At 62.6% G+C, this 13953-nt stretch carries 12 protein-coding genes; 6 read left to right on the top strand and 6 right to left on the bottom strand.

Annotated features, from left to right (window positions below; translation table 11 throughout):
• Window positions 1-9: 9 nt before the first annotated feature.
• The 3 genes from ispG to V1294_RS01840 all read left to right on the top strand — a co-directional run bounded on the left by ispG (window position 10) and on the right by V1294_RS01840 (window position 4006).
• Window positions 10-1296 (top strand): flavodoxin-dependent (E)-4-hydroxy-3-methylbut-2-enyl-diphosphate synthase, encoded by a 1287-nt coding sequence (gene ispG / locus V1294_RS01850; RefSeq protein ID WP_334494797.1) that lies wholly within the window; start codon window positions 10-12, stop codon window positions 1294-1296.
• A 128-nt stretch (window positions 1297-1424) separates the two neighbouring features.
• The gene (locus V1294_RS01845) at window positions 1425-2318 is read left to right on the top strand and encodes a TauD/TfdA dioxygenase family protein (protein ID WP_334494794.1); all 894 of its coding nucleotides are present in this window, start codon (window positions 1425-1427) and stop codon (window positions 2316-2318) included.
• Window positions 2319-2500: 182 nt separating this feature from the next.
• Entirely contained in the window at window positions 2501-4006 is a 1506-nt protein-coding gene (locus V1294_RS01840; RefSeq protein WP_334494793.1) for a toll/interleukin-1 receptor domain-containing protein, read from the top strand.
• A 183-nt stretch (window positions 4007-4189) separates the two neighbouring features.
• Here V1294_RS01840 and V1294_RS01835 read toward each other — a convergent pair whose 3' ends face one another.
• Window positions 4190-5038, bottom strand: a complete 849-nt coding sequence (locus V1294_RS01835) for an outer membrane protein (RefSeq protein ID WP_334494791.1) — start codon at window positions 5036-5038, stop codon at window positions 4190-4192.
• Between the two features lie 338 nt (window positions 5039-5376).
• Between V1294_RS01835 and V1294_RS01830 the strand changes: the two genes are divergently transcribed.
• Window positions 5377-6717: a Rieske 2Fe-2S domain-containing protein gene (locus V1294_RS01830; protein ID WP_334494789.1), complete on the top strand. Its 1341-nt coding sequence runs from the start codon at window positions 5377-5379 to the stop codon at window positions 6715-6717.
• 158 nt (window positions 6718-6875) lie between these two features.
• Here V1294_RS01830 and V1294_RS01825 read toward each other — a convergent pair whose 3' ends face one another.
• The 3 genes from V1294_RS01825 to V1294_RS01815 form a co-directional block, all read right to left on the bottom strand.
• Window positions 6876-8483 (bottom strand): Na+/H+ antiporter, encoded by a 1608-nt coding sequence (locus V1294_RS01825; protein WP_334494788.1) that lies wholly within the window; start codon window positions 8481-8483, stop codon window positions 6876-6878.
• Between the two features lie 238 nt (window positions 8484-8721).
• Complete coding sequence (locus V1294_RS01820) at window positions 8722-9096, bottom strand: nuclear transport factor 2 family protein (RefSeq protein ID WP_334494786.1); 375 nt, start codon at window positions 9094-9096, stop codon at window positions 8722-8724.
• 39 nt (window positions 9097-9135) lie between these two features.
• Complete coding sequence (locus V1294_RS01815; RefSeq protein ID WP_108512509.1) at window positions 9136-9510, bottom strand: nuclear transport factor 2 family protein; 375 nt, start codon at window positions 9508-9510, stop codon at window positions 9136-9138.
• 101 nt (window positions 9511-9611) lie between these two features.
• Here V1294_RS01815 and V1294_RS01810 point away from each other — a divergent pair, with 101 nt between their 5' ends.
• Entirely contained in the window at window positions 9612-10040 is a 429-nt protein-coding gene (locus V1294_RS01810) for a GFA family protein (protein WP_334494783.1), read from the top strand.
• Between the two features lie 240 nt (window positions 10041-10280).
• Window positions 10281-12056 carry a caspase family protein gene (locus tag V1294_RS01805; protein WP_334494781.1) on the top strand — a complete coding sequence of 592 codons (1776 nt, stop codon included), beginning with the start codon at window positions 10281-10283 and terminating at the stop codon, window positions 12054-12056.
• Between the two features lie 85 nt (window positions 12057-12141).
• On the opposite strand, the gene V1294_RS01800 is transcribed toward V1294_RS01805, so the two are convergent.
• Window positions 12142-12822 (bottom strand): DUF1345 domain-containing protein, encoded by a 681-nt coding sequence (locus V1294_RS01800; RefSeq protein WP_334494779.1) that lies wholly within the window; start codon window positions 12820-12822, stop codon window positions 12142-12144.
• A 146-nt stretch (window positions 12823-12968) separates the two neighbouring features.
• On the bottom strand, window positions 12969-13889 hold the full coding sequence (locus V1294_RS01795) for a polyprenyl synthetase family protein (RefSeq protein ID WP_334494778.1): 921 nt from the start codon (window positions 13887-13889) through the stop codon (window positions 12969-12971).
• Window positions 13890-13953: the final 64 nt, after the last annotated feature.

Genomic DNA, 13953 nt, shown 5'->3' with positions numbered 1-13953 from the left:
CGAGGCCCCATGAACAAGCCCGAAGTAATTCCGCAAGACGACGTCGCTGGTCCCCGCGCCCGGCATAAAACCACCCAGGTCATGGTCGGCAATGTTGCCGTCGGCGGGGGTGCGCCGATCGTCGTGCAGTCGATGACCAACACCGACACCGCCGATGTCGATGGCACGATCGCGCAGGTCGCAGCGCTGTCGCGCGCCGGATCGGAAATGGTGCGCATCACCGTCGATCGCGAGGAGGCGGCTGCCGCCGTTCCGCACATCCGCGATGGCCTGCGCAAGCGCGGCATCACCACGCCCCTGATCGGCGACTTCCACTACATCGGCCACAAGCTGCTCGCCGAATATCCGGCCTGCGCCGAGGCGCTCGACAAATACCGCATCAATCCCGGCAATGTCGGCTTCAAGAACAAGCGCGCCTCGCAATTCGCCGATATCATCGAGATCGCGAACAAGAACAACAAAGCGGTCCGCATCGGCGCCAATTGGGGTTCGCTCGACCAGGAACTGCTCACCAAGCTGATGGACGAAAACACCGCGTCAGCGAACCCGCGCGATGCCCGCGCGGTGACCCGCGAGGCGATGGTGCAGTCGGCGCTGTTGTCGGCCGCCCGCGCCCAAGAACTCGGCATGCCCAAGAACAAGATGATCCTGTCGGCAAAGGTTTCCGCCGTGCAGGACCTGATCGCGGTCTATCAGACGCTCGCCTCGCGTTCGGACTACGCGATCCATCTCGGTCTCACCGAAGCCGGCATGGGATCGAAGGGCATCGTGGCGTCGTCGGCCGCGCTCGGCATCCTGTTGCAGGACGGCATCGGCGACACCATCCGTATTTCGCTGACGCCTGAGCCCGGCGGCGATCGCACGCTGGAAGTCCAGGTTGCGCAGGAATTGCTGCAGACCATGGGCTTCCGCACCTTCGTGCCGCTGGTCGCGGCATGCCCGGGCTGCGGCCGCACCACCTCGACCACGTTCCAGGAACTGGCGCGCTCGATCCAGGACTTCATCCGCGAAGAAATGCCGGGCTGGAAGACGCAATATCCCGGCGTCGAGACGCTCAACGTCGCCGTCATGGGCTGCATCGTCAACGGCCCCGGCGAATCCAAGCACGCCAATATCGGCATCTCCTTGCCCGGCACCGGCGAAGCGCCGGCAGCCCCCGTGTTCGTCGACGGCAAGAAGTTCCGCACCCTGCGCGGGCCAACGATTGCCGCCGACTTCAAGGCGCTGGTGATCGACTATATTGATCAGCGGTATGGGGCGGGCGCCAAGGCGCCGGAGACGACAGCGGCAGAGTAGATCGTAGCTCGGGTGCCGCGAAGCGAAACCCGGGATCTTTCTCGCGAGCCGATAGACCGATCCCGGATTGCGCTTCGCTCCATCCGGGCTACGATGCGTCCCAATCAAGAACGATTGGGAGAAACGCCATGAGCTCGTTGTCCGGCAAGCAGGGACCCCGCTACAGGCACACCGCCGGCGACACCGAGCCCTACGAGACCATCAGCGTCGAAAAACTCACCCCGATCATCGGCGCGGAAATCTCCGGCGTCGACATCGGCAAGCTGGTCTCGGACGACACGCGCTCCAATCGCCAGATGGACGAGATTCATCGCGCGCTCGCCGAAAACCTCGTGATCTTCTTCCGCGACCAGCACATCGGCCCCGATCAGCACCTCGCCTTCGGGCGCAAGTTCGGCGAATTGCATGTGCACCCGGCGGCGCCCAACGAGGGCGACCCGGCGCTGATGAAGATCTATGCCGACAAGGATTCGCCGCGCGCCAATGGCGAGGGTTGGCATACCGACGTGTCCTGTGACGTCGAGCCGCCGATGGGCTCGATCCTCTACATCAAGCAATGCCCGCCGCGCGGCGGCGACACGCTGTTCGCCAACATGTATGCCGCCTACGAGGCGCTGTCGGATCGGATGAAGGCCTATCTCGACGGGCTGACCGCGCTGCACGACGGCGAGCAGACCTATCGCGGGCTCTACGCCAATTATGGCGTCGCCGACCGGGTGGAATATCCACGCGCCGAACATCCGGTGGTCCGCACGCACCCGGTGACCGGCAGGAAAGCGCTCTACGTCAACCGCGGCTTCACCCGCTTCATAACAGGCATTCCCCGCGACGAGAGCGACGCCATGCTGGCCTATCTGTACCAGCACGCGGAAAACCCGCTGTTCCAGTGCCGCTTCCGCTGGACCGAAAACGCGATCGCCTTCTGGGACAACCGCTGCGCCCAGCACCGCGCCATGTGGGACTACTGGCCGCATACAAGGTCAGGCACGCGGGTGACGGTGAAGGGCGAGCGGCCGGTGTGAAGGATGGCGCGTCCGGCGCGACGCGCTATTGCCATCTCGCTATCCAGATAAAAACCCTCTTGTGTGAACTACGTCACATTTGTCGCGCCTGCGCGCCGGATAGGCTTTGGCCCGTTACGCAACCATCCGTTGCACGGAGTGTCTATCGATAAAATTCAAAATGATATTTCGGAGGGTGCGAAATGGCAGAAGAGCGGCTCCACGTATTCATCAGTTATTCTTCCGAGGATAGGGATCTCGCCACCGCGATCGCCGAAGAACTGCGGCGCGCTTTCAATCCCGCCATTCTCAAGCTGACCATCGACGTTGAATTCTCGCTTGGCTCGAACTGGCGTGACCGGCTGAAGGCCGATCTTGATGACACCGACATTCTACTAGTCGTAGCCACCGGCAAACAAAAAGTGAGCCATTCGTTCACCGGCTTCGAAGTCGGCTATTTCGATGCCTCGATTTCGCATTCTCCGAAGATGGAGCATTTTCCGACCCAGGACCGGATCATGATTCCGGTCGCCGTCTTCACCAAGACGCCGGAGACCATGTCCGATATTCAGGCGCTGCAGATCAATGCACCGTTCGATCCGATGGTGGTGGACCCCGCCGCCCTGAAAAACCCGGCGAACCCGGCCGGCGCCGCCAACGGCGCCTTGAAGAAAAGTCCGATCTTCAGGCTGTTCAAGCGCATCCAGGGGATCATCAACCAGTCGATCCAGCTCTCCGACGAAGAGCAGGAGGCTTTCAATGAGCAATTGCTCGAATCCTCAGCGCGTCTCTTCAACGTCGTTCATCTTGAACTGCAGAAGCGCGTCTACCAGGAGAATTTTCCCGAACGCAAGATCGTCGTTCGTACAAGCCTTGCGGCGAGCCAGCCCGGCCGCGGCGACGCCTTGTCGGATGCGACCGTCGAATTCTTCGGCCGGTTTGATTCGTTCGGATTTCAGGCGCCGCAAGGCGGGCCGGTTCCCTGGTCGCAATTTGCCGAAAGTATCGGGGAGGAAGACATCGCCCGCTGCTGGACTTCCACCATTCAAATGCTGGTGTCGGCGGCCATGCGCGGCGATTTCCGGGACAACCGGCAGGTCGTCACCTCGCAGGAGAAGGACCGCGCGTTCAGAATGTTCGTTGCGCGAAGCGTCATCTATTACAGCGGCGTGCGCGAATTTCACATCTACATCGTCGAGATCAGGTACAAGGACTACGGTGATCCGACTACAACGATGCTGCTGAAGGCGATTTCCATCGGACTGCAGTATCGATTCATGTTCCTTGAAGGCAAGACCAGCGAATTCTCGCCAAATAGCTTCAATGCGACGTTGCATGATCTGCGCGGAAGAATTGCCGAGATGATCCAGCAACTGGACTACCTGCTGTGGTACAGCCAGGACGCCGGCTTGAACGAGCCCGAAAGCATTCTTCAAATCCTGGGCGATTTGCCGACCGGCGAGATCGAGAGGAAGTCGGAAATCTGGGAGACGGAAAAGAGCAAGCTTTATGCGGCCGCGCGCAAAATGCTCGCGACTGCTGACGACCGCGAGCTTCTGCAGAACAAGGCCGAGTTCGTAACGGTGCTGCAGGCCTTCTGTGACAGCACGCGAGTTCTGAATGAAGACTTCACTTCCAAGGTCCTGCTGGCGCTTGGCCGGATCGTATCGGGCGCGCAAACGAAGGTCGGGCTGACCGCAGCGGCGTAACGGCGCTACCCGTCGGACCCAAGACAGGTGGGGCCGCGCGTCAGCGACACGCTGTTCGCCAACATGTCGGCGGTCTACGAGTCGCCGTCGGACCGGATGAAGAGAACGGCCGGTGTGAGGCGGCCGCTCGAACATGAAAAAGCCCCGGATGATGCCGGGGCTTTGACTTCGTTGGAGCGTCGATCAGTATTTGGCGACGACCGGAGCACCGAATTGATAGCTCAGACGCGCACGCACCGAATGAATTTCGAAGTCGTTGAAATTGTAGAGCGCGCAGCAACGGCCGGTCGCAGCGCCGGTCGTGATATCGACGTTCCGGGCTGCGAAGGCGGCACCGTCAAACCTGTAGTAAAGATATTCGAGGCCGAAGATCCAGTTGTTTGTGACTTTGAATTCACCACCGACGCCGGCCACCCAGCCCCATTTATTGAGGTCCGACGAGAACGGATTGCGGGAGTTGAAGCCACAGGCAAATACGCCCGTATTGGGACAACCAACGTCGCCCGAGGCATCTGCGTGCATCCATGCGCCGCCGCCTGTCACGTAGAGCAACCACTGATTTTGGGTCCACCCAAGACGGCCGCGGATGGTGGCGAGGTTATCGATCCGCAGATTGGAGTTCGAGAAGCTGTTCGCCGGCGGGAGAGCGCTGACGAAAGGTGACAGCGAGCCTTGGTAACGCAGCGACGTAAAGCTGAAATCGCCTTCGATGCCGACTAGCCAGGTCGGCCCGACCTGCCAGTTGTAGCCCGCGTGAACGCCGCCAATTACGCTGGTCGGCGACGCCGAGAAGTTGATCGGCACCAAGCCGCCTGTCAGGCCCAGCGTGTTATTCGGGTCGGTGATGCCGAACGCCGTGTCATTGGTGAATGCGCCGCCGACGTTGCCGCCGATGTAGAAGCCAGTCCACGAGAAAACTGGCGCCACGGGCGGCGGAGCCTTGGCGTAGGGACGGGCGGCCAGGTCGGCCGCCGAAGCAGCGCCGGCGAAGAGCAGGGAGACAACCGCAGCTGCAATGGCAATTCTTTTCATCAGAGGCCCCAAATAGGTATCCACAAGACAATTCCGAATTCAAACTGGGAACCAGCTTACTGGTGGATTGCGTATTCGTCCGTCCCTCTTCTGCAACAGTCGCGGACAATCAGTGGGTGTGGCGAATCACCGGACTCGCGCGACACCTCCAGCACGGCGGGCGTCGTAAATGGCGTGCGAAGAATTTCCTTTCATTTTCAAATAGTATCGGCCTGAGGTGAGTAGTCGTCTGGCTTCGCCGCCGACAGCAGATGTCCCATGAAGTCGCGCGCGTTGACGCCCGTGCGATCCCGCGTCAAGCTTAATCAAAAGCAAAACAACAACCCGGAGGTCGCCCCATGCTCCGCGCAGAAGACAACAAATTCCTCACCGAGAGCGGTGCAGGCACCGGCGTGGGCGAGCTGCTGCGCCGCTTCTGGATCCCGGTGTTGCTGTCGGCCGAATTGCCCGAGCCCGACGGTACGCCAAAAAAGATCGTGGTCATGGGCGAGGAGCTGCTCGCCTTTCGCGACACCCGCGGCGTGGTCGGCGTCATCGATCAATATTGCCCGCATCGCGGCGCCAATCTCTGGCTCGGCCGCAACGAGGAATGCGGCATCCGCTGCGTCTATCACGGCTGGAAGTTCGACACCGAGGGCGCTTGCGTCGACATGCCGACCTCCTATCCCGATCTCAACGCCAAGGACCTGATCCGCATCAAGTCCTATCCGGCGCGGGAATGGGGCGACATGATCTGGGCCTATATGGGCCCGGCGGACCAGATGCCGGAATTGCCTGATCTGGAAATGGCGCTGCTGCCGGCCTCACATCGCTATGTCTCGAAGAAATGGCAGGACTGCAACTGGGTACAGGCGCTGGAAGGCTCGATCGACACCGCGCATTTCACCTTCGCGCATCTCTCCTTTGAAAAGGAAGAGAACGAGATCCTCGACATCAAGAAGCACTTTGTGAATCCGCTTGTACGGGTCGCGACCGACCATATGCGATGGATCGCCGAAGACCCGCGCCCGGTGATCAAGATCAATCCGCACGAGGCCGGCCTCACGGTCGCCGGCGGACGGCTCACCGGAACCGACAACATTTACTGGCGGATCGCTCAATTCCTGATGCCGGTTCACGCCTATGCGCCGAGTTCGATGCCGGGTGAGAATATTTTCGGCCAGAGTTTCATTCCGGTGAACGATACGAGCTGCTGGATCTACACCTATGCCTGGAATCCGGAGCGCCCGCTGACGCAGGCCGAGCGCGACGGCTATGACCGCGGCAACGGTGTGATGTCGGAGGTCGACGAGAATTACATTCCGCGGCGCAACAAGGCGAACGACTATCTGATCGATCGCAAGCTGCAGAAGACCCATAGCTACACCGGCATCAAGGGCGTGTCCGAACAGGACGCCGCTGTGCAGGACAGCCAGGGTCCGATCGCCGACCGCACCCGCGAGCATCTCGGCCCGACCGATCTCGGCATCATGCATTTCCGAAAAACTGTCATGGACGCCGCCCGCGCGTTGCAGAAGGGCGAAGCGCCGCCGCACCTCAAGCATCAGGATCGTTACGCGGTACGATCCGGCGCCTGCGTCACCAGCAAAACAAAGGACCTCACCGCGGTCATGATCGAGCGGTTCGGCGACCCGGCCGGCTATGTCGGGCGGCTGGGGCGAAACGCAGCCGCGGAGTAGCTGCGCTCTCTCGGCGAGTCGTCCCCGCCTAGTGCGCAATTGCGCGCGGGGACCCATAACCACAGGCTTGCGTTGTGGAAGAAAACGACCTCCGTGCCGGATGATTACCGCCGCGGCGTATGGGTCCCGGCTCGCGCTGCGCTTGGCCAGGACGACAACTACAGCAGAATCTTCCGGTACTCCCGATTGCTCAAGCTCGCTTCCTCCAGATCGAGGTCGCGCTCGATCCGGCGTCTGGTTTCGTCGGTGATCTTGCCGTCGCGGAGCAGGGCGTGGATGAATTTCCGTTCCGCCGCGATCAATTCCCGCGTCAGGGCGGTGCCGGCCGCCGAAACGTCGTGGGCTTCGGGATCGAGCGAATCCGGGAGCTGGTTGCTGCGAATTTCATGCCGTGCCCTGAGTAGCTTCACGACTTCATCGGAGAGTTCGCGGTCGTCGGTGATGGCGTCGAGCGACTTGAGCGCGGCATCAAGCGCCTCGCGCCGGGCCGCGATCTCGGCCTCATGTTCCGTGACATGCTCGCTGCGGCCGTCTTTGGCGACCCCGAGCCATCGCACCACCGCCGGCAAGCCAAGCCCCAATCCCACCAGGGTGATGAAGATGACGCCGAAGGCAACGAACAGGATCATGTCGCGGTGGGGAAAGCCCTCACCGCCGGGCAGTGCCGATGGCAACGCCAGCGCCGCTGCGAGCGACACCGCGCCGCGCACGCCGGTGAAGGCCACCACGAACACGGTCTGCCAGGATGGGGGCGGATCACGTTCACGGATTCGTCTGCTGATCAGACGCGGCAGATAGGTTGCGGGGTAGACCCAGGCAAAGCGGGCCAGGATGACGATGATTGCGACCAGCGCGGTGGCGAACAGGATATCCTGCAGCGGAAACGCCTTCGATTTCTCGAACAGCAGCCGCATCTGGAATCCCGTCAGCAGGAACAGCGAGCCCTCGACCAGATAGATCACGAGGTCCCAGAAGAAGATGCCCTGCAGGCGCGTCGCCGATGAAATCAAAAGCGGTCCGTTCCAGCTTATGTAGAGCCCGCAGGCTACCGTTGCGATCACGCCGGAGCCGCCGAGATGCTCGGGGATCCAGAAGGCGAGGTAGGGGGTGATCAGCGACAGCGTGATCTCGACCTGCGGATCCCGCGCACGATGGCGTGCGCGCAAGGAGAGCCATCCGACTGCCACACCGAACAGGATTTCGCCGACCACGATGACGGCAAAGGTGCCGGTGGCCTTCGGCAGCGAGAACAGCCCGGTCGAAATCGCCGCCACCGCGAACCGGTAGAGGATCAATGCGGTGGCATCGTTGGCGAGGCCCTCGCCCTCGAGCACGACGAGGATGCGGCGCGGCATGCCGAGCTTGCGCGCAATCGCCAGCGGCGCCACCACGTCCGGCGGCGCGACGATCGCCCCCAGCAGGAAGCCGACGCCCCAGGGCAGCCCGATCAGATAATGCGTCGCGGTCGCGACCGCGAAGGCGGTGAAGATCACGCAGCCGACCGACAGCAGGATGATCGGGCGGAGATTGGATTTGAATTCGCGCCAGCTCATGGCGACGCTCGCCGAATAGATCAGCGGCGGCAGGAATACGAGCAGCACCAATTCAGGCGGCAATTCCACCGTCGGCATGCCGGGCACGAAGGCGAGCGCGATGCCGGCGAGCAGCAGCAGAATCGCTGGCGCGACGTTGATTCGCCGCGCCAGCAGCGCGGTCCCTGCCAGCACCGCGAGCAGGATCAAGAAGATCTGAAATTTGGCTTCCATGATCGCCCCCATTCGCAGGGAAAAACCGCAAGGTCAATGCGCAAGGCGCGCGCGTTCACGGGCGAAGGGCGAAGCGGTTTCAGGCCATCGCTGACGAATTTGTGACGCGTGCGTCAGGAGGCGCCGCTGACACGGCTGCTGCAATCGGCCGTCGTGATGCGCATGATCCGGGGTAATCTTGGCCGCCGCAGTGGCGGTGCAGAGACCGCGCCGGCGGGTGCCCAAGCCTGAGTGGATATTACTCGCGCAGATCGTAGCGGTAGGATTTCGAGACGATCTTCCAGCCGTCGCGCAGCTTCATTGCCACCAGATAGTCGGTGAAATAGCGCGGCGGCAACTGGCAGCGTACCTTGATGAAGGCGGTCTGATCGTCCGAATGGTCGACGGTGACGATGAAATCCTCACGCGGCTTTCCTTCAGCCTTGGCCGAAGGCTGCTTTTTCATCCAGTCCAGCCAGGCAGGCAGGGTAAGAACTCGCAGCTTGCCGTTTTCCAACGAGCGTAGGTCGGCGGACGGGTGAAAGACGGCCCCCAACTTCTCGACGTCGCCTTCGTACACGCCGTCGAAATAGTGCTGGACTGCGGCCTCTACGGTAGAAAGATCATGGTTCACGGATTGCTGCATGATTAAGCCCCGTTTGGTTGGAAATCGCTACTCGCGCAGATCGTAGCGGTAGGATTTCGAGACTATTTTCCAGCCGTCGCGCAGTTTCATTGCCACCAGATAGTCGGTGAAATAGCGCGGCGGCAACTGGCAGCGTACCTTGATGAAGGCGGTCTGATCGTCGGAGCGGTCGATCGTGACGATGAAATCCTCGCGCGGCTTGCCTTCAGCCTTGGCTGAGGGGCGCTTGCGCACGCGATCGAGCCAGTCCGGCACGGTCAGCACCTGCAACTCGCCCTTTTCCAGCCAGCGCAGATCGGCAGTGGGGTCGAATATCGCGCCGAGCTTGTCGGCATCGCCTTCATAAAGGCCATCGAAATAATTCTTGACCACGGCTTCCACGGTCGATCGGTCGTGACTCACGGCAGTTCCTCCCGGCGAAAAGAAATTTGTTCGACTTGAATTAAGCCACGAACCGCTTCATTGCGCTAGGCTGACCTCATCACGGTTGCGAGGAGTTGCAGGTGGCGGGTTCAGCAAAATCGAATGCTCGCATTCTTGCCGGAGAATGCTTTTGCCGCGCGGTCAGCTATGCCGTGGCTGACGAATTCGGCTACGCCTTGAACTGCCATTGCTCGAATTGCCGGCGCACCACCGGTGCGGCGTTCAAGCCGTTCGCCGGCATCGCGCGCGACAAATTCAAAGTCACCACGGGTGAGGACGATCTCATGATCTATGGCGACGAGGCCGGCCACGACGCGCATTGCCGGAAATGCGGCTCGCTGCTCTATTCGGTGGTGCGTGAAGGCGCTTTCGTCCATGTCGCCATGGGCACGCTGGTCGATGATCCCTCGATCCGCCCGACCGCTCACATTTTTGTCGGCTCCAAGGCATCGTGGTTTGCGATCACGGATGACCTGCCGCAATACCGGGAGCATGTCGAGCCGCGTTGAGCGGCTCACGCTGCTCCGGGAATACATGCTCGTCGCCGGAGGTTTATACCTGGACGGGAACCCGGCGGAAAAGGTGATCGGCCATGGCCGAACCGACGGGGCGCTGGCCCGACTAACGATAAGGCGAGGGCGCGATTCACGTTGGCGTGGTTCGTGACTTAACTCACAAAGCCGGGCTGTGGCTTCTGATAGGCAGGCCGGTGTGGTAAAAAAGTACGAGGCTCCGGAGGAGTCATGATGATGTCTGGATCGCAAAAGTTGTGCCGATGGGCACTTGCAGCCGCCACCTTCCTGCTGGTGAGCGGGCCGGCGTTTGCCGAAAAGCGCGTGGCGCTGGTGCTCGGCAATTCCAACTACCAGAATGTCGCACCGCTGGCCAATCCGGTTAACGACAGCGCCAGGATCGCGGCGACGCTGAAAGACGCCGGCTTCGACGTCGTCGATTCCCGCCGGGACATGGCCGCAGCCGAAACCCGTCGCGCGTTGCGCGACTTCGCCGACCGCGCGCGCGATGCCGATATCGCGGTGGTCTATTATGCCGGCCACGGCATCGAGGTGGACGGCGCGAACTACCTGATCCCCGTCGATGCGCGGCTGGAACGCGACACCGACATCTACGACGAAGGCCTCTCGCTCGACCGCATTCTGATCGCGATCGAGCCGGCCAAGAAACTGCGGTTGGTGATTCTCGACGCCTGCCGCGACAATCCGTTCTCCCGGACCATGAAGCGCACGGTCGCTTCGCGCGCGATCGGGCAGGGCCTGGCCAAGGTCGAGCCGACCAGCCCGAACGTTCTGATCGCCTATTCGGCGAAGGCCGGGTCCACCGCGGCCGATGGCGACGGCAAGAACAGCCCGTTCACGGCGGCGCTGTCGCACCATTTGACGAAGCCCGGGCTCGACGTGCGCCGCGCCTTCGGCTTCGTGCGCGACGAGGTGCTCAAGACCACCAACAACCGGCAGGAACCCTTTGTGTATGGTTCGCTCGGCGGTGACGACGTGCCGCTGGTACCGGCGCCCCGTCAGGCGCCCGCGGCGGCGGCCGCTCCGACGCCCGCCCAGAGCGCGCAGGCCGAGGCCCGCCGCGATTACGAACTCGCGCTGCAGATAGGCAACAAGAGCGCGCTCAACGCCTTCCTCGCGCAATATCCCGATGGCTTCTATGCCAGCCTTGCCAAGCTTCAGCTCGACAAGATCGCCGCCGAGGAAACCCGCGTCGCGGCGACTGAAAAAGCGCGGCTGGCCGAACAGGAGCGGGCGCGGCTCGCCGCCGAGGGCGCCCAGAAGTCGCAGCAGGCAAAGGCCGAGGCCGAAGCCAAGGCTGCCGAGCAGGCGCGCGTCGCGGCCGAAAAGGCCAAGCAATTGGCGCAGGAACAGGCGGCCGCGGCCGAACAGAAGCGTGTCGCTGCCGAAAGCGCTACCGCCGACAAGACGTCCGCTCCGGCGCCCGCTGACAAGGACAAGGCGGTGAACGTTGCTGCCCTCGCCGCGGGGCCGCCGCAAGCCGACGTCACCAAATCGGTGCAGGCCGAACTGCGCCGCGTCGGCTGCCTGGCCGGCAATGCCGATGGCAACTGGAACAGCGTCTCGCAGCGATCGCTGACGCTGTTCAACCGCTACGCCGGGACCAAGCTCGATACCAAGGTCGCCAGCATCGATACGCTCGATACGATCAAGCTGAAGTCGTCACGGGTGTGCCCGCTGGTCTGCGAACACGGCTACAAGGTCGACGGCGAGCGCTGCACGAAAATCACCTGTGCCGAGGGCTCGTTCCTCAACGATGATAATGAATGCGAGCCGCGTCGCGCCAAAAAGCCGGTGGCAACGCGCGACAGGCCGGAATCACGGCGCGTTCCCGAAGCAAGGCAAGCTCGGGAACCGAGGCAAGTCATTGTCAGGCGTTCTCAGGGACCGACCGGTGCAGGGTACTCATCTACAGGCCGGCCGCTTACCGGCCAGGAACGTCAGGTGGGTTGCCACTCCTACGGGGCCATCATGTCGGGCGTGTGCCCGTAGCCACAGCCGCGTGTTAACACGCTACGGCCCCGGCTCCTCACGGCAGGAGGCCGGGGCCAGATTCAAGGCGCCGGGGCGACGGGGACTAGATCGCGCTCGCCGCGATATTCACCATCAGCGCCAGCAGCGCCGTGTTGAACACGAACGAGATGATGCCGTGTACGGTCGCGGTGCGGCGGATGACCCTGTCGGTGATGCCGACGTCGGAGACCTGCGCGGTCATGCCGATCACGAACGAGAAGTAGACGAAGTCCCAGTAATCAGCCTCGGCATGCGCGTCGCCGCCCGGAAACTGCAGGCCGCCCGGCTCGCTGCCGCGGTAAAACTCGTGCGCGTAGTGCAGCGAGAAGGCGGTGTGAACGGTGGCCCATGACAGTACGATCGTCACCGTGGCCAGGATCAGCCCGGCCGGGTTGCCCTTCAAGGCGCCAAGCTCGAACACGATCGCGGCAAGGCTCGCAAAGGCGCCGAGCGCGGTGACCAGCAGCATCACGAAGCGCCCGTCGTCCTGCATCACCGCGCTGCGGCGGATATGGCCGACGTCACAGCGCAGCATCATGATGTAGGCGAGCACGAGGTACAGTGCGGCGAAGACGTCCCATCCCACGACAAGCCGCGTCGGCAGCCGCAGCGTGCCGGGCAGCAGGAAGAACGCGATGACGCCGACGGCGAGCGCGATGAAGGTGCGCGGCCTGCCATAGACCACGCGGACCGGCAGCGGCAGGTTGCGGAACCGAACAAGGTGTTCTTCGAATTCCCTGCTCATCCGCTGCCCTTATTGCGATAGAGAGGGATAACTCTTCTTCGAAGCGTCATCCCTCTCTATCATTTTGTTTTGAGCATGATCTCCGCGCAAACGCGTTCCGCGTTTGTCGCGAGGGAAAACCGGTACCCACTTTTCCGGATCATGCTCTAGCTCTTGCGCTCCGCGACGAAGCGCGCGGCTGCCCGCAATGTGTCGCCCTTTGTCCCGAAGATCGAAAGTGCTGAATCGGCGCGCGCCAGCAGGTCGCGCACGCGCTGCTTGGCGCCGTCGATGCCGAGCTGGGTGACGAAGGTGGTCTTGCCGAGCGCCGCATCCTGCCCGGTCTGCTTGCCGAGGGCCGCCGCGTCGCCCTCGACGTCGAGCAGGTCGTCGGCGATCTGGAAGGCCTCGCCGAGCGCGCGGCCGTAATCGTCGAGCGCCTGATACTCGCTCGGAGTGGACTGGCCGAGGATCGCGCCGGCGATGCACCCATAGCGCAACAGCGCGCCGGTCTTCATCTGCTGCAGCCGCGCCACGTCGACCGGCTCGCGGTCGCCGAACCGCCCCTCTCCGGCGAGGTCCAGGATCTGGCCGCCGACCATGCCGCCAATGCCGGAGGCGCGCGCCAGCGCTCGCGTCAGGAGCAGGCGTACCGTGGCGTCGTTGTGGATCTCATCGCGGGTGACAATGTCGAACGCCAGCGTCAACAGACCGTCGCCGGCGAGGATCGCGGTGGCGTCGTCGGTCTTCTTGTGCAGCGTGGGCCGGCCGCGGCGCAGGTCGCTGTTGTCCATTGCCGGCAGGTCGTCGTGGATCAGGGAATAGCAGTGGATGCATTCCAGGGCGGCGCCGACCAAAAGGGCGGCTTCGCGCGGGACGCCGAACACGGCCGAACTTTCGACCACCAGAAAAGGGCGCAGCCGCTTTCCGCCGTTGAGGCTGGAATAGCGCATCGCGTCCATCAGCCGCTTCGGCCGCACGATCTCGTCGGGCAGCAGCGTATCGGACAGCAGCTTCGCCAGCAGGGCTTCGGTATCGTCCGCGGTCTGGTCCAGGCGTTTGGAAAAATCGGCAGTAGCGGGGGTCATTAAGAATAGCTCCAGATCAATTTGGCCGGACAATCGTTGATGGCAAGGGCTTCGTCAATTCCAT

This window comes from Bradyrhizobium sp. AZCC 1678, from assembly GCF_036924765.1.
Lineage (GTDB): Bacteria > Pseudomonadota > Alphaproteobacteria > Rhizobiales > Xanthobacteraceae > Bradyrhizobium > Bradyrhizobium algeriense.
This window is presented reverse-complemented; position numbering and strand designations above follow the sequence as displayed.